Raw genomic sequence first — 18,426 nt, 5'->3', positions numbered from 1 at the left:
AGCGGGCTTGCCCGCGATGAGGCCGGCACATTCAAAATCATCATTGACTGTACCGCCGCTATCGCGGGCAAGCCCGCTCCCACAGGGGTTCACTGATTGGCTGGCAAGTCTCAGGTGTGATGAATCTCCCGATCCTTGGTTTCCGGCATGAAGAAAATGCCCAGCACGGCCGTCATCACCGCGATGACGATCGGATACCACAGCCCGTAATAGATATCCCCCGTGGCCGCCACCATGGCGAACGCCACCGTCGGCAGGAAGCCACCGAACCAGCCATTGCCGATGTGATAGGGCAGCGACATCGAGGTGTAGCGGATGCGCGCCGGGAACAGTTCCACCAGCCAGGCGGCGATCGGCCCGTAGACCATGGTCACGTAGATCACCAGGATCGTCAGGAGCAATAGCACCATCGGGTAGTTGGTCTTGGCCGGGTCGGCCTTCTCGGGGTAGCCGGCGTCCTTGAGGGCGGTGGCGAGACTGGCAGTAAAGGCATCGTTCCTGGCCTTGAAGTCGGCGGCCGGCATGCCGGTGCCCTCGAAGCTCTCGATCACTTTCTCGCCGATGCGCACCTGCGCAACGGCGCCCGGCTCGGCGTTGACGTTGGTGTAGGGGATGGCCTTTTTGGCCAGCACGGTCTTGGCCAGGTCGCAGGAGCTGGTGAATTTGGCCTTACCCACCGGGTCGAACTGGAACGAGCACTGGTCAGGATTGGCGATGACCGTGACCGGGTTCTTCTCCTGTGCAACGAACACGTCGGGGTTACCGTATTGGGTCAACGCCTGGAAGATCGGGAAGTACGTCAGTGCGGCGATGATGCAGCCGGCCATGATGATGCCCTTGCGGCCGATACGATCGGACAGGCTGCCGAATATGACGAAGAACGGTGTGCCGATCAGCAGCGAGCCGGCAATCAGCAAGTTGGCGGTCTGTGGGTCGATCTTCAGCGTCTGCAACAGGAAGAACAGCGCATAGAATTGCCCGGTGTACCAGACCACGGCCTGGCCAGCGGTGCCACCGAGCAGGGCCATGATCACGATCTTGAGGTTGTCCCAGCGGGCGAAGGATTCGGTCAACGGTGCCTTGGAGGACTTGCCTTCAGCCTTCATTTTCATGAACACCGGTGATTCGCTCAGTTGCAGGCGGATGTACACCGAGATAATCAACAACAGGATCGAAAGCAGGAACGGAATCCGCCAGCCCCAGGCTTCGAAGGCTTCCGTGCCCAGCGCGGTACGGCAGGCCAGGATCACCAGCAGTGAAAGAAACAGGCCAAGGGTGGCTGTCGTCTGAATCCACGAGGTGAAATAGCCGCGCCTGCCCTTGGGGGCATGTTCGGCCACGTAGGTGGCTGCGCCGCCGTACTCACCGCCCAGCGCCAGGCCCTGCAGCAAACGCAGGCTGATCAGGATGATCGGCGCGGCCACGCCTATGGTCGCGTAGCCGGGCAGCAAGCCCACCACGGCCGTCGAGACACCCATGATCACGATGGTGATGAGGAAGGTGTGCTTGCGTCCGATCATGTCGCCCAGGCGGCCGAACACAATGGCGCCGAACGGCCGGACGGCGAAGCCGGCGGCGAAGGCGAGCAGGGCGAAGATGAAGGACGTCGTTTCGTTGACGCCGGCGAAGAAGTGCTTGGCGATAATCGCCGCGAGGGAGCCGTACAGGTAGAAGTCATACCATTCGAACACGGTGCCCAGGGACGAGGCGAAGATGACCTTGCGTTCCTCCTTGGTGAGCCCGTGGTTGGGCGCGCTGCCCGTGGTTGCATTGTCGATTGCTGCCATGAGTCTTCTCCGTCTTGCTCTTGTTGTAGGCCGGAGTTCCCACCAACACTTGCCGTACCCAGGCCCTGGGGCTGAAGTCATCGGATTACGTGGCTTGCATTCAAGTTGACGCCAGAAAAAGCTGCAAGGTTCCATGAAGAATAATCGGCTTGCGGCAGATATCCACTTGCCATCATTTCATTCAGCAGCGCGCAGAAAAAATGTGGGAGCGAGCTTGCTCGCGATGGCGGAGTGTCAATCAACAAAAATGTTGTCTGACCCACCGCCATCGCGAGCAAGCTCGCTCCCACAGGTATTTTGTTCGACCAGCAGGGCTTAAACGCGGAACTGGTCCATCAGACTCTGCTGCTGGTTCGCCAGGCTGTTGAGCGACTGGCTGACCCGTGCCGACTCATTGGCCTGGCCCGACAGCGACTCGGTCACGTCGCGAATGGTCGCCACGTTGTTGTTGATCTCCTCGGCCACCGCGCTTTGCTCTTCGGCGGCGCTGGCGATCTGCATGTTCATGTCGTTGATCACGGTCACCGCGTCGCCGATCTGGCGCAGCGCGGTCACGGCCTGGCCAACCTGCTCGACACTGCCCTGGGCCTGGCGATGGCTGTTATTCATCGAACCCACCACTTCCTGTGTGCCGCTTTGCAGTTGTTCGATCACCAGACGGGTTTCCTCCACGGACTCCTGGGTACGCCGCGCCAGGTTGCGCACCTCATCGGCGACCACGGCAAAACCGCGCCCGGCTTCACCGGCACGGGCCGCTTCGATCGCCGCGTTGAGGGCCAGCAGGTTGGTCTGTTCGGCAATTGCGCGGATCACTTCCAGTACCGTGCCGATCTTCTCGCTGTTGGCGGCCAGGCCTTCGACCTGAACCATGGCCGCGCTCATGTCGGCGGCGAGGTGGTCGATGCTGGCAGTGGTGCGGTCGATCACGGTCAGGCCCTGACGGGTCGCCTGATCGGCATCGCGGGCGGCGTGTGCCGCTTGCGCGGCGCTGCGGGCGACGTCCTGGGCGGTGGCGCTCATCTCGTGGGAGGCGGTGGCAACCTGATCCACCTGCCGATATTGCTGCTCCATGCCGGCGCTGGTCTGGGTGGCGATGGCGGACGACTGGTCGGCGGTGCTGCGGGCGTCCTGCACCGAGCGTTTCACTTCGGCAATGATCGGCTGCAGCTTGTCGAGGAAGCGGTTGAACCAGCCGGCCAACTGGCCCAGTTCATCTTTCTTGTCGTAGGCCAGGCGGCGGGTCAGGTCACCTTCGCCACTGGCGATGTCCTCGAGCATGTGCGCCACGCCGAGAATCGGTTTGGTCACGCTGCGGGCCATCAGCCACACCAGTACCAGGCCCAGCAGCGCAGCGAGCACGCCCAGGCCGAGCTCGACCAGTGTGCCGGCGGTGTTGCTGTCGTCCAGTTGCTTTTTCAGGGCTTCGGCGGGGCCGACCAGGACGTTCTCCGGCACGTCGAGCAGTACGCCCCAGGACTTGCCGCCGGGAATCGGCTGGAAGGGGGCCAGCACTTTCAATTGCTGATGGCTGTGCAGGCTGGCGGTTTTGCTGCTGGCGGCCAGCATGCGCAGCAGTTCGGTACCGCTGGCCTTGTCCACGGCATCCAGGCGCTGGCTGAGTTTGCTGGCGTCCGGGCTGTAGCCGGCGAGCAGGCCCGCCGGGCTGATGATGCTGACACTGGTCTGGCCGTCGTAGAGTTTCTTGCTGGCCCCCAGGCTGACCGCTTGCAGGCTGTTGAGGTTGATGTCCACCGACAGCGAGGCAATCACCTTGCCGTTGACCATCAGCGGGAAAACGATGCTGGTCATCAGCACGTTCTGGCCGTCGATCTCATAGAAGTAGGGTTCGATCACGCACGGCTTGAGCGTGGTGCGCGGGCAGGTGAACCAGGCGTTGGCCGCTTCGCCGCTGGGGCCGGTGCTGGTGTCGGCCATGTCCTTTTCCGGCAGCGCCATGGACGTCAGCTTGCCCGGAGTCGGTTGCGACCAGTAGAGGGCGAAACGGCCCTTGTCGTTGCTGCCCAGTTCCGCCTGGCCGGTGAACAGTTCGTCCTTGCCGTCCAGCCCGTTGGGTTCGAACACCAGGGACAGGCCAAGCAGGTCCGGATTGGCCTGCAGGGCCGACTTGACCTGGCGGGTCAGGTCTTCGCGCAGGTCGAAGGCATCGAGGAAGCGCTTTTCGGCCTGCTCGCGCAAAAACAGCACCTGCCGGGAGAAACCGTGGCCGTACTGATAGGCGTCCATGAACTGCTGGCGAATCCCCAGTGCCTGGTTCTCGCCCTGGGACTCGATCCGGGCCTGGGCTGATTCGGTCAGCATCTCCATGCTCGAGGCTTTCACCAGCTCGGAGCTGTGCTCCATGCGGTATAGCGAAAGACCCACCAGCAGGGTCACGATGCCCGCCAGGCAGAGCCCGGCCAGCAGGGTGATTTTCCATTGAATGGAAAGTTGTCTGAGCGACATGGAGGCGTCCTTATTCGATAAATATCTGAGACTTTGCACTGTAGCGGCCGCGATCCGGCTTTCTTTATGCCGCGCTTCGAATAAGGTTTGTAACTGCTTTTTTTGGCGAGGGGGCTTGCCCCCGTTGGGTCGCGAAGCGGCCCCTATATTGTCCGGTCATACCGAGTTGTCTGGATCGCGACTGCTACGCAGTCGAACGGGGGCGAGCCCCCTCGCCACAGGGGATCGCAATTCACTGCACATTCAGAATCCCCACGAACTTTGACACCGCGCCGACTCTGCGGCAAAGTGCGCGCCCTCTAATAAAACCCATTCCTGTATCCGCTGGCGGCTCACGCAGACTGCCGGCCGGACTCTTTCCGTTTGTCACGAGGTTACGAAATGAATGCAGTCATTGCCGCGGTCGGCATCATGCTGGTGCTCAGCCTGTCCCGCGTGCATGTGGTGATCGCCCTGATCGTCGGTGCGCTGGTAGGTGGCCTGACCGGTGGCCTGGGCATCGAGGCGACGCTCAAGGCTTTCAACAGCGGCCTGGGTGGCGGGGCGACGGTGGCGTTGTCCTACGCCTTGCTCGGTGCTTTCGCCGTGGCCATCGCCAAATCCGGCATGGCCCATGCGCTGGCCGACAAGGCGCTGGCGATGGTCGATCGCCAGCACGCCAGCGGCGGTGGCCAGGTCAAATGGCTGCTGATAGGCCTGCTCTGGGTCGTGGCCATCGCCTCGCAGAACATCCTGCCGATCCATATCGCGTTCATCCCGTTGCTGGTGCCGCCGCTTCTTTATGTGCTGACCAAGCTGCAACTGGACCGTCGACTGATCGCCTGTGTCATGACCTTCGGCCTGATCACGCCCTACATGTTCCTGCCGGTGGGCTTCGGCAATATCTTCCTCAATGAGATCCTGCTGGCCAACGTCGCCCGCAGCGGTGTGGACATCAGCGGCGTCAACGTGACCCACGCCATGGGCATTCCGGCGCTGGGCATGGTGGCAGGCCTGTTGATCGCGTTTGTCAGCTACCGCAAGAAGCGGGTCTATGACCTGGCAAGGATCGAGCAAGTCGAGCAAGTGGCGGTGCAATACAACCCGCTGAGCCTGATGGTGGCCGGCGTGGCCATCGCCGCGGCCTTCATCATTCAGTTGCTGCTCGATTCGATGATTATCGGTGCACTGGTCGGCTTCCTGATTTTCTCGGTGTCGGGCATCGTCAAATGGCGCGACACCGATGACCTGTTCACCGAAGGCATGAAAATGATGGCGATGATCGGTTTCATCATGATCGCCGCCTCGGGTTTTGCCGAAGTGATGAAGGCCACCGGTCAAGTGCAGACGCTGGTCGAGTCGTCGGCGTCGTACATCGATCACAGCAAAGGCATTGGCGCCTTGCTGATGTTGCTGGTGGGGTTGCTGGTGACCATGGGCATCGGCTCGTCGTTCTCCACCGTGCCGATTCTGGCGGCGATCTTCGTGCCGCTGTGCGTGCAACTGGGCTTCAGCCCGTTGGCGATCGTGTGCATCGTCGGCACGGCCGGTGCCCTGGGCGACGCCGGTTCGCCGGCCTCGGACTCGACCCTCGGCCCGACCTCCGGCCTGAACATCGACGGCCAGCACCATCACATCTGGGACACCGTGGTCCCGACCTTCCTGCACTACAACCTGCCGCTGCTGGCGTTTGGCTGGGTGGCGGCGATGGTCCTGTAAAACACCACTTACCCTGTGGGAGCGAGCTTGCTCGCGATGACGGCGGCACATCCAGCATCAAGTTGCCTGACAGACCGCTATCGCGAGCAAGCTCGCTCCCACAGGGATTTTCTGCGGAGCTGATGACCGCGTTCAACTTTTGACCTGGCATGCCGTTAAAGCTTTTAACCACGCCAACAAAAACAAAAGAGTGAACGTCATGCGCATGAGCCTCAAGGCCAAAGTCCTGTCCCTTGCCGTCCTCCCGGTGCTGCTGTTTGCGCTGGTCATCAGCCTGACCACGCTGTTCATTCTTCAGGAACAGGCCCGTAAGGAAGTCGAACAGACCCGCGAACGCCTGCTCAGCGATGCCAAGGCGACCCTGCAAAGCTACGTGGCCGTGGCCATGACCACGATCAAACCGCTGTATGACGCTGCCGCCCCCGGCGACGAGGCGGCGCGGGCCCAGGTGATCAAGCTGCTGTCGAGCATCACCTATGGCAAGGACGGCTACTTCTTCGGCTACGACTCCAACACTGTGCGCCTGTTCAAGGCCAACAGCCCCGAAGGCGTAGGCCAGAGCTTCAAGGACAATCGCGACCCGAACGGTGTCTACGTCAACCGCGACCTGGTGAAAGTCGCCAAAGACGGTACGCACTATCTGCAATACAGCTCGCCATTGCCCGGCAACACCCAGGTGCTGGTGCCCAAGCTCGGCTACACCGAATACCTGCCCAAGTGGGACATGGCGGTGGGCACCTCGGTCAACCTCGACGGCATCGAAGCACAAGTGGCGGTGGTCCAGGACAAGGTCCAGGAGCGCATGCAAGGCATGGTGCTGAGCATCGTCGGGGTGGCGGTCGTGGTGTTGCTGGTGATCGCCGCTGCCGGGATGTTGCTGGCCAACACCATTCTGCGTCCGCTGCACTTGATGAAAGCCAACCTCGACGACATCGCGGCGGGCGAGGGTGATCTGACCCGCCGCCTGACCATCACCAGCCAGGACGAACTCGGCGAACTGGCTGGCTCGTTCAACCGTTTCGTCGACAAGATCCATGGCCTGGTGCGTCAGATCAGCGAAATGACCTCGCAACTGACCGGACTGGTGAATCAGGTGTCCGACCAGGCCAATCGCTCGGACCAGGCCATGGAACGTCAGCGCCATGAGACCGATCAGGTGGCCACGGCGATCAACGAAATGTCGGCGGCAGCCCAGGAAGTGGCCAAGAGCGCGCAGAACGCCGCGGTGGCAGCCCAACAGACGGATGAAGAAGGCCAGGCGGCCAAGCGGGTGGTGGCCGGCAGCATCGAGAAGATCCATGCGCTGGTGGACGACATCCGCAGCAGCGGCGTGTCCCTGGACAGCCTGCAAAAAGACGTGTCGTCGATTGTCAGCGTGCTGGGGGTGATCCGCTCGATTGCCGATCAGACCAACCTGCTGGCGCTCAACGCGGCCATCGAAGCCGCCCGCGCCGGCGAGGCCGGGCGCGGTTTTGCGGTGGTGGCCGATGAAGTGCGGGCGCTGGCCAGCCGCACGCAAATCAGTACCCAGGAAATCCAGGGCATGATCGATCGCCTGCAGGCCGGCACCCAGTCAGCGGTGGAGGCGATGCGTCGCTCCAGCGAGGCGGGCGACGGTACCTCGGCCCAGGCCAACGAGGCGGGGGCTTCGCTGGACACCATGGCCCAGTTGATCGCGACCATCAATTCGATGAACGCGCAGATCGCCAGCGCCGCTGAAGAACAGACCGCCGTGGCCGAAGAGATCAACCGCAGCGTGCATCAGATTGCCGTGGCGGTGGACAACGTCGCCGACGAAACCCAGCTCGGCGCGCAGACTTCGCGCAGCCTGGCCGAGCTCGGTCAGCACCTGGGCAGCCTGGTCGGGCAGTTCCGTATCTGATTAAAGCTTTTGTGGTGAGCGAGCTTGCTCGCGCCGGGCTGCGCAGCAGCCCCTGAAAACGGTGAGCGCTACGCACTCAAGCGGGGGCAAGCCCCCTCGCCACAGAAGATCGCAGCCTGCGGCAGCTCCTACACTTACGGTGTGCATCTGAGCACTGGCGACCACACAAGAGGAGTCAGACCCATGATTGACCGTGAAAGTATCTGCGATTGTCCGAAATGTTCCTGCAAACTCGGTGAACATCCGATTGCCCGTCACGGCAAGCACTACTGCTGTGAAGCCTGCGCCAAACACCATGAGCACGGCGAGGAGTGCGCTCATAAAGGCTGCAAGTGCTCCCATGGCTGACGGCATTCACGACAAGCTGTAAAAAGTGGAGCCTAGTCCGGCTCCACTTCCAGCCTGAGGCTGTCGTCCTCCAAGCGTTCGCTGTGGCGAACGGTGCCCTGCAAGCGCCGCCCTTCGACCCACAGCGCCAGGGTCCTGGCTTGCTCCAGGTCTTCCGGCAGTGGCGCCGGGACGCGTACGGCAAAGCAAAACGGATCATTTTCGACCGCTTCCAGTCCGATCCGACACTTGGCGCTTTTGGTGATGCGGCCGGCCTGCGTGTCCAGGCCATAGTCCAGCTGCGCAGGGCTGTAGACGGATGTCACACTCATATCGCTTCCCCCGAACGTGACGGTTGCCAGTGATCAGTTCGCCGGCCGCCACTTGACGTTTTCCACGCCGAATTTTTCAGCCATCGGCTTGCTGGTCTTTTGCACCTTCTCGCGTCCAAACCGGGGAATTCGCCCCACCCCCGCGTCACAGCTCGCCCAATGCCAGGCTTCTGCGTTATCCATTTTTTCCAGCCGGATAATGAATGATTTCGCAGTGCCATGGAGTGTGTACTCGATGACGAATAATTTTGCACTGTTCATAAAGCCCCGGTTCCTCCCTGTTGTACATAAAAGGATCGCGTGCCATCAGGAAAATTCACTCGGATTGTCGGATGCCGGCTGATCCTGTTGCCATAACCCACAGTGGCCAGTATCCACCAGCGTATCTCCTACAAAGAAAAAGGCGCGTTTGCTGTAGGATTAGTTACCTAGACTCCAAGAGGTGACCCTATGAGCGAGCCGATTCGCCTGACCCAATACAGTCATGGCGCCGGATGCGGTTGCAAAATTTCCCCCCAGGTGCTGGAAGTGATCCTGGCCGGCAGCGGGGCACAGAATCTCGACCCGAAACTCTGGGTCGGCAACGCCTCGCGTGACGACGCGGCGGTGTATGCCATCGATGAAGAACGCGGTGTGGTCTCGACCACCGACTTTTTCATGCCGATCGTCGACGATCCCTTCGATTTCGGCCGAATTGCCGCCACCAATGCCATCAGCGACATCTATGCCATGGGCGGCGATCCCTTGATGGCGATTGCGATCCTGGGCTGGCCGGTGAACGTGCTGGCGCCGGAAATCGCCCGGGAAGTGATTCGCGGTGGCCGTTCGGTGTGCGATGCAGCGGGCATCCCGCTGGCAGGCGGACACTCCATCGACGCACCCGAGCCGATCTTTGGCCTGGCCGTCACCGGCCTGGTGGAAAAACGCCACATGAAGCGCAACGACACCGCCACCGCCGGTTGCCTGCTCTATCTCACCAAGCCCCTGGGCATCGGCATCCTTACGACGGCCGAGAAAAAGGGCAAGTTGCGCCATGCCGATATCGGCCTGGCCCGGGACTGGATGTGCACCCTGAACAAGCCCGGCAGCCGTTTCGGCAAGCTCGATGGCGTGACCGCGATGACCGACGTCACCGGTTTCGGCCTGCTCGGGCATCTGGTGGAAATGGCCGACGGCAGCCAGCTCACGGCGCGCATCGAATATGACCGTGTACCGCGTCTGCCGGGGGTCGAGTATTACCTCGAACAGGGTTGCGTACCGGGCGGTACGCTGCGCAATTTCGACAGCTACGCCAGCAAGCTCGGACGCCTTCAGGAGCTGCACAAACGTGTGCTCTGCGACCCGCAGACCAGCGGCGGCCTGCTGATTGCCGTAACGCCGCAAGGCAACGAGCAGTTTCTTGCCGTGGCCGCCGAACTGGGCCTGAGCCTGGAGCCGATCGGTGAACTGGTCGAGCGACAGGGCAACGCGGTCGAGGTGTTTTGATGTTCGTCGACTGCACCGATTACCGCGACATCTTCCTCAACGACCGGCCCATGATGGATGCGCGCGCGCCGGTTGAATTCAACAAGGGTTCGTTTCCCGGTGTGATCAACCTGCCGTTGATGAATGACCATGAACGCCAGCGGGTCGGCACGTGCTACAAGCAGCACGGCCAGCAGGCGGCCATCGTGCTCGGGCATCAACTGGTATCGGGTGCGGTCAAGGCTGAACGCATCCAGGCCTGGGCCGACTTTGCCCGGGCGCATCCGGATGGCCTGCTGTATTGCTTTCGCGGCGGCCTGCGCTCGCAGATTGTCCAGCAATGGCTCAGGGACGAGGCCGGTATCGACTACCCACGGGTGGGCGGCGGCTACAAGGCCATGCGTACCTTCCTGCTGGACACCCTCGATCAAGCGGTTGCCCAGTGCGATTTCGTCCTGTTGGGCGGGATGACCGGTACCGGCAAAACCGAGGTGCTCACGCAACTGGGCAACAGTGTGGATCTTGAAGGTCATGCCAACCACCGCGGCTCCAGTTTCGGCAAGCGCGCCACCGGCCAGCCTTCGAACATCGACTTCGAAAACCGCCTGGCCGTGGATGTGCTGAAAAAACGCGCCCGGGGTATCGAGCAGTTCGTATTGGAAGACGAAAGTCGTGCGGTGGGCAGTTGCGCGTTGCCGTTGCCGCTGTACCAGGGCATGCAGCAGTTCCCGATGGTCTGGCTGGAAGACAGCCTGGAAGGTCGGGTCGAGCGGATCCTGCGCGATTACGTGGTGGATCTGTGCGCCGAATTCATCGACGTGCATGGCGAAGACGGCTTCGCCCTGTTTTCCGAACGGTTGCTGGCGAGCCTGAACAATGTGCAGAAACGCCTGGGCGGCGAACGTCATCGACGCATGCTGGTTTTGATGGAAGAGGCGCTGGCAGAGCAGGCCCGCAGTGGCGCGGTGGATCTGCACCGGGGCTGGATCGAAGGGTTGCTGAGCGAGTATTACGATCCGATGTACGCGTTCCAGCGGGAGAAGAAAGGTGCGCGGATCGAGTTTGCCGGGGAGCGGGGGGCGGTTCTCGAGTATTTGCGCGAGCGGGTGAATCAACGAAAGTGATGTCGGTTTTACTGGCCCCATCGCGAGCAAGCTCGCTCCCACAGGGTTCAGTGGTGCTCATGCCTTTGTGATCACACTGCAAATCCAATGTGGGAGCGAGCCTGCTCGCGAAGGGGCCAGCTCAGACAACGCATGCCTCAGGTCGGGCAGGTTTCGGCGCCGTTATCCAGGCCTTGCTTGTACACATGGCTCTGCAACTTGGCCTTGCCGTTGTGCCAGGTCAGGGTGAGCACATACAGCGAGTCGTAGTCGCTAGATTCCCAGTCATCGGTGATGGTCGTTTTCTTGCCGGTGGCGTCGCCGGCCACCTTGTTGATCAGCTCCGGCAGGTAGCCGTGCGACCAGGCGGTGTAGATGACCGAGTTGTGATACTTGTCGTGAAGCAGTTCATTGGCCAGGTCGCTGGTGTCATTGGCGGAGAAATTGATGTTCACCGGCAGGCCCAGCTTGATGGCGCTGGGGCTGATGGTCATCAGGGGACGGATGTAGCTGTAGGAATTGTCGAACTCGCCTTCCTCGACGTTACGGGTCGGATTCGCCGCAAACACGTAGTCGGCCTTGCCGAACTTTTCCGGCAGCAACGTGGACAGGTCGATGGCGCGGTTCAGCCCCTGGCAATTGAGCTGGCCGAGGCCGCCGTCGGGTTTTTCCCCGTGGCGCAGGAAGACCAGCGTCTGGGTGCCATCCATCGGTTGGGCGCGACTCAGGCCGGATTCCAGCAACAGGAACACCGCGCTGACTACCAGCAATGCGGGTAACAACAGGTAGGCGCGATGTTTAAAACGGTTGGTAAAACTGAACAGATTCATGAATAAAAGGTTCTTCAGCGCAATTCGGTTAAGGCTGACAAACCTTTACACCGCGACTTTCCAGCGTCGGGTGTTTTCCATGTCGTTGAAGCCGGTCCGTTTTCAAAGGGGTGGTGCTCAGAGTCCCCTGATCCCATTTGGTTCGATTCCGGCCAAGAGCGCAGCAATGTACCGGTAACCTTTAGCGGATTGCAGTGAAGGTTATCGACAGGATGTTGCGGATTTATGGACAGCCTACACCTGATGGTGTTCAAACCGTCGTGATCTCTTTTGATCTCCTCTATCAGCGAGATTGATGGTTCCAAGGGGTCGCTGAGCCGATATCTCCATTATGATCGCCACTCTCAATGTCTTCGTGGATCCTGCCCATGACCGATTTGTCCGCCTTCCCCATCACCCGCAAATGGCCTGCCCAATACCCGGAGTGGATTCAGCTGTACTCCTTGCCGACCCCCAACGGCGTCAAGGTCTCGATCATGCTCGAAGAGATCGGCCTGCCGTATGAACCTCACCGGGTAGGCTTCGACACCAATGACCAGATGTCCCCGGAATTCCTGTCGTTGAACCCCAACAACAAAATCCCGGCGATCCTCGACCCCCACGGTCCGGACGACAAGCCGCTGGCGCTGTTCGAGTCGGGAGCGATTCTGATCTACCTGGCCGACAAGAGCGGGCAACTGCTGGCCCAGGAATCGGCCGCGCGCTACGAAACGATTCAATGGCTGATGTTCCAGATGGGCGGTATTGGCCCGATGTTCGGCCAGCTCGGATTCTTCAACAAATTCGCCGGCAAGGACTACGAAGACAAGCGTCCCCGTGATCGCTATGTCGAAGAGAGCAAACGCCTGCTCAAGGTGCTCGACGGCAGGCTCCAAGGGCGCGACTGGATCATGGGCGAGCGCTACACCATCGCCGACATCGCCACCTTCCCGTGGGTGCGCAACCTGATCGGTTTCTATGAAGCCGGTGATCTGGTGGGCATTCAGAACTTCCCTAACGTCACACGGGTGCTGGAGCGCTTCCTGGCACGGCCGGCGGTGGTGCGCGGGTTGCAGATTCCAAGCCCGGTCGCCAGCTGATACACCGCATAACCTGTGGGAGCGAGCTTGCTCGCGAAAAACGTAAGGGCAACGCGGTTATTCAGACAATGCGCGTTATCGTTAACGACCATCGCGAGCGGGCTCGCTCCTACATCTTGTCCTCTGAAATTCAGGAATCCCCATGTCCAGCCAGTTCCCCGAAGCACGCCCACGCCGTCTGCGCCGCAATGCGAGCCTGCGCAGCCTGTTCCAGGAGACCGAGTTCAGCCTGAACGACCTGGTGCTACCGATTTTCGTCGAAGAAGAGATCGACGACTTCGTGCGGATCAAAAGCATGCCCGGGGTGATGCGCATTCCCGAGTCGAAGCTGGCCGGCGAGATCGAGCGATACGCCCGTGCCGGGATCAAGTCGGTGATGACCTTCGGTGTGTCCCATCATCTGGACAGCAGCGGCAGCGACACCTGGCGCGATGACGGCCTGGTTTCGCGCATGTCGCGCATCGCCAAGGACGCGGTGCCGGAAATGATCGTGATGTCCGACACCTGTTTTTGCGAGTACACCGACCACGGCCATTGCGGCGTGCTGCACAACCATGAAGTCGACAACGACCAGACCCTGATCAACCTCGGCAGGCAAGCCGTCGCGGCGGCCCGAGCCGGTGCCGACGTGATCGCCCCGTCGGCGGCCATGGACGGCCAGGTCCAGGCGATCCGCCGGGCCCTCGATGACGCCGGGTTTACCCAGACGGCGATCATGGCCTATTCGACCAAGTTCGCTTCGGCGCTCTATGGTCCGTTCCGCGAGGCGGGCGGCAGTGCGCTCAAGGGCGACCGCAAAAGCTACCAGATGAACCCGATGAACCGCCGCGAAGCGGTGCGCGAGTCGCTGCTCGACGAACAGGAAGGCGCCGATGCGCTGATGGTCAAGCCGGCCGGTGCCTACCTGGACATCATCCGCGACATTCGCGAAGCCTCGCGCCTGCCGCTGTCGGCGTATCAGGTGAGCGGTGAATACGCGATGATCAAGTTTGCCGCCCAGGCCGGGGCCATCGATGAAGACCGTGTGGTGCGCGAGAGCCTGGGGGCGATCAAGCGTGCCGGGGCAGACCTGATCTTTACGTATTTTGCGATGGATCTGGCGTTGGCGGGGATCTGAAAAACAACGCATAACCCTGTGGGAGCGGGCTTGCCCGCGATAGCGGTATGTCAGACATATAGATGCTGGATGTGCCGTCGCCATCGCGGGCAAGCCCGCTCCCACAGGGGGATGTGGTGTTCTCAGGGCGTGCCAAAAAACGAGCGGATCCCGTGGTCGCGGAAATACCGTTCGATCACTTTCGGGTCCGCGCACGTCTCGGCAATCGCTACATAGGTATCGGGCCGCAACAGATAAAAGCCGTTGCGCCCCAGGCCCGCTGCTTCGAACGCCGGTCGCCAGTCGAACACATGCAGCGGCAGATGGTGCTCGTTGCACCAGGCGATCATCTCGTCGCTGGTGTCGCCGTAGACATGCACCTGCCAGGTCATGCATTTCAGAGATTCAAAGTTGTCCCCCTCACCGTCATGGGCCCAGGGCAGGCGGTCACCGCCGTGCACATGCCCGGCAACGCCTGTGCTCAACGGCATGCCCCGATAATTCAGGGTGATCTGCGACACCGTGCGAAACAGGAATTGGCGGGAGGTTTCGAACGAGGTGATTTTCGGGATCAGGAACGGCGCCAGGCGCGTACGCAGCAAATCGGCCATCGGCCCGTCGGCGGTGACGAAGGTGAAGACCCGGTCAGTGGTCGCCACCAGTTTGCGCGCGAAGGCGATGCGCTCGGTTTCATAGGTGTCGAGCAGCCTGGCCTCGGCAGCGCCGCTCAGCACGGCCGCCAGTTTCCAGGCCAGGTTGATGGCGTCGCCGATCCCGGTGTTCATGCCCTGGCCACCCGCCGGGCTGTGCACGTGGGCTGCATCGCCGAGCAGAAACGCCCGGCCATTGCGAAAATGATCTGCCACCCGGTGATGGACGCGGTAGGTCGAGAACCAGTTCAGTTGCTCGATCTGCACCTTCATGTGCTCGATGGCCCGGCTGCTGACGTCTTCGAAGCACAAGGTCTCGGCGTGGTCGGCGCGCTCGTCGCGTACGGTACCGATCAAGCGCGCGCGGCCACTGCCCGCCAGCGGGAACACGGCAAGGAAGTCCGCCTCGTCGAGGTCCACGTGCAGTTCACCGTTGAATGTCGGGCCGCTGCCCTGTACGTCGGCGACGTAGAAAATCTGCTGGTAAGTACCGCCGGGAAAACCGGTATCCAGGGTCTTGCGCACAATCGACCGGGCGCCGTCGCATCCGGCCAGGAAACAGGCCTGACAGATTTCCTGCTGGCCGTCGGGCAGATGCAGCGTGGCCGTGATGCCGTCGGCGGTTTGCTCGAAGCTTGCCAGTTCGGTGTTGCGTTCCACCGAGATGCCGAAGGCTTGCAGGCGCTCGATCAGCAGCCGTTCGTGCTCGTCCTGCGGGAAAATTTCCAGGAACGCGTAGGGTGTCAGTCCCTCGCCGACCTGGGTCAGTGGCAGGTGCGCCACGGGTTCGCCCTTGACCCAGAAATTGGCGGCTGCCACCCGATGGCCGTATTGCACAACCGCGTCGGCAAGCCCGAGTTGTCGATACAGTTCCAGCGTCCGCGCCTGGACAGCCAGCGCCCGGGACGTGGTGCCAGGGGCCGAGGCCTTGTCGACAATCCGCACGCGCACGCCCAGTTTGCTCAGCCACAACGCCAGGACCAGCCCGGTCGGGCCGGCGCCGATGATCAACACATCGCTTCTGTGCATGAGCTCGTCCTCCTCGCTGGGTAGAACAAGTATGGACGACTCGGCCCCTGTAGGAGCGAGCCCGCTCGCGATGAACGAAAGAGCGCCGCGTTAATCCAGAAAGTACGCGTTATCGTCAACGTCCATCGCGAGCAGGCTCGCTCCTACATGCACAGGCACGGGCACTCGACCCCCCTGTAGGAGCGAGCTCGCTCGCGATGAACGAAAGAGCGCCGCGTTAATCCTGAAAGTACGCATTATCGTTAACGTCCATCGCGAGCAGGCTCGCTCCTACATGCACAGGCACGGGCACTCGACCCCCCTGTAGGAGCGAGCTCGCTCGCGATGAACGAAAGAGCGCCGCGTTAATCCAGAAAGTCCGCGTTATCGTTAACGTCCATCGCGAGCAGGCTCGCTCCTACAGGTACAGGGTTGGGCAGCCCTCAATCAGAAGTCGATGGTGCCCGACAACTTCGCCGTGCGCGGTTCGCCCTGGGTCAGGTAACCCCCCTGGGCCGATTCCCAGTAGCTCTTGTTGGCGACGTTTTCCACGCCCAGGCGTACGGTCACGTCTTTTTCCTGGACCCTGAACGCGTAGCGGGCGCCGGCATCGAAGCGGTTCCAGGCCGGCAGGCTGAGGTTGTTCGCCGCGTCGGCGTATTGGCCGCCGGTGCGCAACATGCGTCCGTTCAGGGCTGCGCCCGGCAGGCCCGGCACATCCCAATCGACACTGGCATTGAACTGGAAGCTCGGCACGCCGATGGCCCGATTGCCATCGTTGAGGCCGTCCTGGGTGTTCTTCAGTTCGGTGTCCATCACGGTCACGCCGCTGAGCAGGCGCAGGCCGTCGATGGGTTCGCCGAAGACATTGAGTTCCACGCCCTTGTTGATCTGTTCACCGTCATGAACGAACACGGCGGTGGTGTCGTCGATGACTTGGGTGTAGCCGTCAGCCGGTTGTTCGATGCGGTACACACCGAGGGTCGCACCATAGGTACCCATGTCGACTTTGACCCCGGCTTCAACCTGTTTGGAACGCGACGGCGCAAACACTTCATTGCCGTTGACCACGACCCTGGAGCCGGAGGTCGTCGGAGCCGTCGGCCCCTGGGCCAGGCCCTCGATACGGTTGGCGTAGAACGACACGTGGTCCCACGGCTTGAACACGATGCCGTACACCGGCGTGGTGATCGACTTGTCGTAGTTGGACGTGCGGTTTTGCGTGTTGTAGTCGTAGCCTTGAACGACCAGCTGTTGACGGCGTACGCCCAGGGTGACCAGCAAACGGTCATCGATAAAGCCCAGGGTGTCGGACACGGCGGCGCTGCGCATGAAGGTTTTGCCGGTGATGCCCGGATCACTCAGGTCTCCGCCGGAGAAGCCGCCCGCTGGCGCCGGAACATCTATCGGGTGGTAGATGTTGTTCGGGTATTGGGTCAGATCGAAATCGAAGGCGTTGCGCTGTTGGGTCCAGATCCCCGCCAGGCCGAAGTTCAGTTGATGGGTCACCGGACCCGTGGCGAAACGGCCATTGAGGCCGGTCATGGCACTGGTGTTGTCTTCATTGTGGGGAATGAACGAGCCGCTGGTCACCGAGCTGCCATCGTTGCCCACCAGGGTGGTGGAGTCGTAGTTGCCGACTTCGCGGGTATGCTTGGCGCCGCCGGCGGCGTAGGCGGTCCAGCTGTCGTTCAGGTCGTATTCGGCGCGCAGCATGCCGAAGGTGTCCTCGATCTCGCTGAAACCCCACTTCTGCGCGTAGTTGGTATCGGCGGAGGGCGCATCCGGGATGTGCGTGGCGTCGCCAAGGTTGACCGAGCTGCGGCCGCCGTTGATGCGTTCCTTCGAATAGACGAAATCGCCGGACAGGCGTAGCGCATCGCCGCGGTAGTCGAGGCCCAGGGCGAACAGTTTGGAGCGCTGGTTCTCGTCGTCGATGGCAGTGTCGCCTTCACGTTGGGACAGGTTCAGGCGGGCACCGAAGCGGTTGTCCTCGCCAAAGCGCTGACCGATGTCCAGGTGTTCGCCGATGCGCCCGTCGTCGCTGATGTCCGTGGTGAACCGTCGCAGTGGCACGTCACTGGCGCGCTTGGGTTGCAGGTTGACGCCGCCACCGATGCCGGAACCGGTCGGGGTGACCCCATTGATGAAGGCGTTCGGCCCCTTGAACACTTCCACGCGCTCCAGGGCATCGGTGGAAATGATCTGCCGCGGCAGGATGCCATACAGGCCGTTGAAGGAAATATCATCGCCGTTCAGCGGCAGGCCGCGAATCATGAAGGTCTGGGCCTGGTTGGAAAAACCGGAAGCCTGACGCACCGAGGCATCGTTGAGCAGCACATCGCCGACGGTTTCGGCCTGCTGGTCGCGGATCAACTCTTCGGTGTAGGACGTCATGGTGAACGGAACGTCCATGATGTCCTGGTTGCCCAGGATACCCAGTTGACCGCCGCGGGCGACCTGACCTCCGGCGTAAACCGGGGGCAGGTCGGACGGTGCCGGAGCCTGGGCGTTGACATTGACGTCGCCCAGCACCAGCGGTTTTCCCTGGGCCTCGGTTGTTTCAGGCGTTGCGGCATGAGCCGTCAGGGACAAGGAGCAAAACAGGGCCAGTAGCGTCGGGCGAAAAGGCACGCGGAGTCGTGCTGGAGTGGTCATGATGGGTTCCTGGGCGGCGCGCGGCCGATTGGAAAAAGGGGCGGCGCGG

The 18,426-nt window shown here is 61.7% G+C and carries 13 protein-coding genes and 3 pseudogenes; 8 read left to right on the top strand and 8 right to left on the bottom strand.

What is annotated here, in order from left to right:
• Positions 1-110: 110 nt before the first annotated feature.
• The 3 genes and pseudogenes from Q8X48_RS19050 to Q8X48_RS19040 all read right to left on the bottom strand — a co-directional run.
• The gene (locus tag Q8X48_RS19050; RefSeq protein ID WP_407801272.1) at positions 111-1,787 is read right to left on the bottom strand and encodes an MFS transporter; all 1,677 of its coding nucleotides are present in this window, start codon (positions 1,785-1,787) and stop codon (positions 111-113) included.
• A 315-nt stretch (positions 1,788-2,102) separates the two neighbouring features.
• A pseudogene (locus Q8X48_RS19045) lies at positions 2,103-2,693 on the bottom strand (methyl-accepting chemotaxis protein); the annotation flags it as partial.
• 267 nt (positions 2,694-2,960) lie between these two features.
• Positions 2,961-4,031, bottom strand: a pseudogene (locus Q8X48_RS19040) (HAMP domain-containing protein); the annotation flags it as partial.
• Between the two features lie 600 nt (positions 4,032-4,631).
• On the opposite strand from Q8X48_RS19040, the gene Q8X48_RS19035 reads away from it, so the two are divergent.
• The 4 genes and pseudogenes from Q8X48_RS19035 to Q8X48_RS19020 all read left to right on the top strand — a co-directional run bounded on the left by Q8X48_RS19035 (position 4,632) and on the right by Q8X48_RS19020 (position 8,178).
• Entirely contained in the window at positions 4,632-5,948 is a 1,317-nt protein-coding gene (locus Q8X48_RS19035) for a Na+/H+ antiporter family protein (RefSeq protein ID WP_407801273.1), read from the top strand.
• A 199-nt stretch (positions 5,949-6,147) separates the two neighbouring features.
• Positions 6,148-6,972: pseudogene (locus tag Q8X48_RS19030) on the top strand (cache domain-containing protein); the annotation flags it as partial.
• A gap of 36 nt (positions 6,973-7,008) precedes the next feature.
• Positions 7,009-7,830: a methyl-accepting chemotaxis protein gene (locus Q8X48_RS19025; protein WP_407802776.1), complete on the top strand. Its 822-nt coding sequence runs from the start codon at positions 7,009-7,011 to the stop codon at positions 7,828-7,830.
• Positions 7,831-8,013: 183 nt separating this feature from the next.
• Entirely contained in the window at positions 8,014-8,178 is a 165-nt protein-coding gene (locus Q8X48_RS19020) for a metallothionein (RefSeq protein ID WP_015094211.1), read from the top strand.
• A gap of 32 nt (positions 8,179-8,210) precedes the next feature.
• Here the strand turns inward: Q8X48_RS19020 and Q8X48_RS19015 are convergent, their stop codons facing one another.
• Positions 8,211-8,489 carry a hypothetical protein gene (locus Q8X48_RS19015; RefSeq protein ID WP_407801274.1) on the bottom strand — a complete coding sequence of 93 codons (279 nt, stop codon included), beginning with the start codon at positions 8,487-8,489 and terminating at the stop codon, positions 8,211-8,213.
• 33 nt (positions 8,490-8,522) lie between these two features.
• Positions 8,523-8,750: a DUF6555 family protein gene (locus Q8X48_RS19010; protein WP_095968256.1), complete on the bottom strand. Its 228-nt coding sequence runs from the start codon at positions 8,748-8,750 to the stop codon at positions 8,523-8,525.
• A 189-nt stretch (positions 8,751-8,939) separates the two neighbouring features.
• Between Q8X48_RS19010 and selD the strand changes: the two genes are divergently transcribed.
• Together selD and mnmH are read left to right on the top strand one after the other, a co-directional pair.
• The gene (gene selD, locus Q8X48_RS19005) at positions 8,940-9,974 is read left to right on the top strand and encodes a selenide, water dikinase SelD (RefSeq protein ID WP_015094213.1); all 1,035 of its coding nucleotides are present in this window, start codon (positions 8,940-8,942) and stop codon (positions 9,972-9,974) included.
• A complete protein-coding gene (gene mnmH / locus Q8X48_RS19000) occupies positions 9,974-11,077 on the top strand; it encodes a tRNA 2-selenouridine(34) synthase MnmH (protein ID WP_407801275.1) in 1,104 nt (367 codons plus the stop codon). The genes selD and mnmH overlap by 1 nt, the downstream gene beginning before the upstream one ends.
• Before the next feature lie 137 nt (positions 11,078-11,214).
• On the opposite strand, the gene Q8X48_RS18995 is transcribed toward mnmH, so the two are convergent.
• Positions 11,215-11,886: a histidine phosphatase family protein gene (locus Q8X48_RS18995; protein WP_407801276.1), complete on the bottom strand. Its 672-nt coding sequence runs from the start codon at positions 11,884-11,886 to the stop codon at positions 11,215-11,217.
• A gap of 368 nt (positions 11,887-12,254) precedes the next feature.
• Between Q8X48_RS18995 and Q8X48_RS18990 the strand changes: the two genes are divergently transcribed.
• A complete protein-coding gene (locus tag Q8X48_RS18990) occupies positions 12,255-12,965 on the top strand; it encodes a glutathione S-transferase family protein (protein ID WP_218485327.1) in 711 nt (236 codons plus the stop codon).
• A 142-nt stretch (positions 12,966-13,107) separates the two neighbouring features.
• Positions 13,108-14,082 carry a porphobilinogen synthase gene (gene hemB / locus Q8X48_RS18985; RefSeq protein ID WP_407801277.1) on the top strand — a complete coding sequence of 325 codons (975 nt, stop codon included), beginning with the start codon at positions 13,108-13,110 and terminating at the stop codon, positions 14,080-14,082.
• Between the two features lie 122 nt (positions 14,083-14,204).
• On the opposite strand, the gene Q8X48_RS18980 is transcribed toward hemB, so the two are convergent.
• Positions 14,205-15,740 carry an FAD-dependent oxidoreductase gene (locus Q8X48_RS18980; RefSeq protein WP_102675647.1) on the bottom strand — a complete coding sequence of 512 codons (1,536 nt, stop codon included), beginning with the start codon at positions 15,738-15,740 and terminating at the stop codon, positions 14,205-14,207.
• Between the two features lie 426 nt (positions 15,741-16,166).
• Positions 16,167-18,377, bottom strand: a complete 2,211-nt coding sequence (locus Q8X48_RS18975) for a TonB-dependent receptor (protein ID WP_407801278.1) — start codon at positions 18,375-18,377, stop codon at positions 16,167-16,169.
• Positions 18,378-18,426: the final 49 nt, after the last annotated feature.

Origin of the sequence: Pseudomonas sp. QLc11A (assembly GCF_052112305.1) — a bacterium.
In the GTDB taxonomy this organism is placed as follows: domain Bacteria; phylum Pseudomonadota; class Gammaproteobacteria; order Pseudomonadales; family Pseudomonadaceae; genus Aquipseudomonas; species Aquipseudomonas laurylsulfatiphila.
The sequence above is the reverse complement of the archived record's forward strand: the minus strand, read 5'-3'. Positions and strand labels throughout refer to the sequence as shown.

What these genes read in the sequence shown, in the direction of transcription:
- Q8X48_RS18995 (WP_407801276.1), bottom strand. Translation starts at nt 11,886, where the DNA reads ATGAATCTGTTCAGTTTTACCAACCGTTTTAAACATCGCGCCTACCTG.
- mnmH (WP_407801275.1), top strand. Translation starts at nt 9,974, where the DNA reads ATGTTCGTCGACTGCACCGATTACCGCGACATCTTCCTCAACGACCGG.
- Q8X48_RS19025 (WP_407802776.1), top strand. Translation starts at nt 7,009, where the DNA reads ATGACCTCGCAACTGACCGGACTGGTGAATCAGGTGTCCGACCAGGCC.
- Q8X48_RS19035 (WP_407801273.1), top strand. Translation starts at nt 4,632, where the DNA reads ATGAATGCAGTCATTGCCGCGGTCGGCATCATGCTGGTGCTCAGCCTG.
- Q8X48_RS19010 (WP_095968256.1), bottom strand. Translation starts at nt 8,750, where the DNA reads ATGAACAGTGCAAAATTATTCGTCATCGAGTACACACTCCATGGCACT.
- hemB (WP_407801277.1), top strand. Translation starts at nt 13,108, where the DNA reads ATGTCCAGCCAGTTCCCCGAAGCACGCCCACGCCGTCTGCGCCGCAAT.
- Q8X48_RS18975 (WP_407801278.1), bottom strand. Translation starts at nt 18,377, where the DNA reads ATGACCACTCCAGCACGACTCCGCGTGCCTTTTCGCCCGACGCTACTG.
- Q8X48_RS19020 (WP_015094211.1), top strand. Translation starts at nt 8,014, where the DNA reads ATGATTGACCGTGAAAGTATCTGCGATTGTCCGAAATGTTCCTGCAAA.
- selD (WP_015094213.1), top strand. Translation starts at nt 8,940, where the DNA reads ATGAGCGAGCCGATTCGCCTGACCCAATACAGTCATGGCGCCGGATGC.
- Q8X48_RS19050 (WP_407801272.1), bottom strand. Translation starts at nt 1,787, where the DNA reads ATGGCAGCAATCGACAATGCAACCACGGGCAGCGCGCCCAACCACGGG.
- Q8X48_RS19015 (WP_407801274.1), bottom strand. Translation starts at nt 8,489, where the DNA reads ATGAGTGTGACATCCGTCTACAGCCCTGCGCAGCTGGACTATGGCCTG.
- Q8X48_RS18990 (WP_218485327.1), top strand. Translation starts at nt 12,255, where the DNA reads ATGACCGATTTGTCCGCCTTCCCCATCACCCGCAAATGGCCTGCCCAA.
- Q8X48_RS18980 (WP_102675647.1), bottom strand. Translation starts at nt 15,740, where the DNA reads ATGCACAGAAGCGATGTGTTGATCATCGGCGCCGGCCCGACCGGGCTG.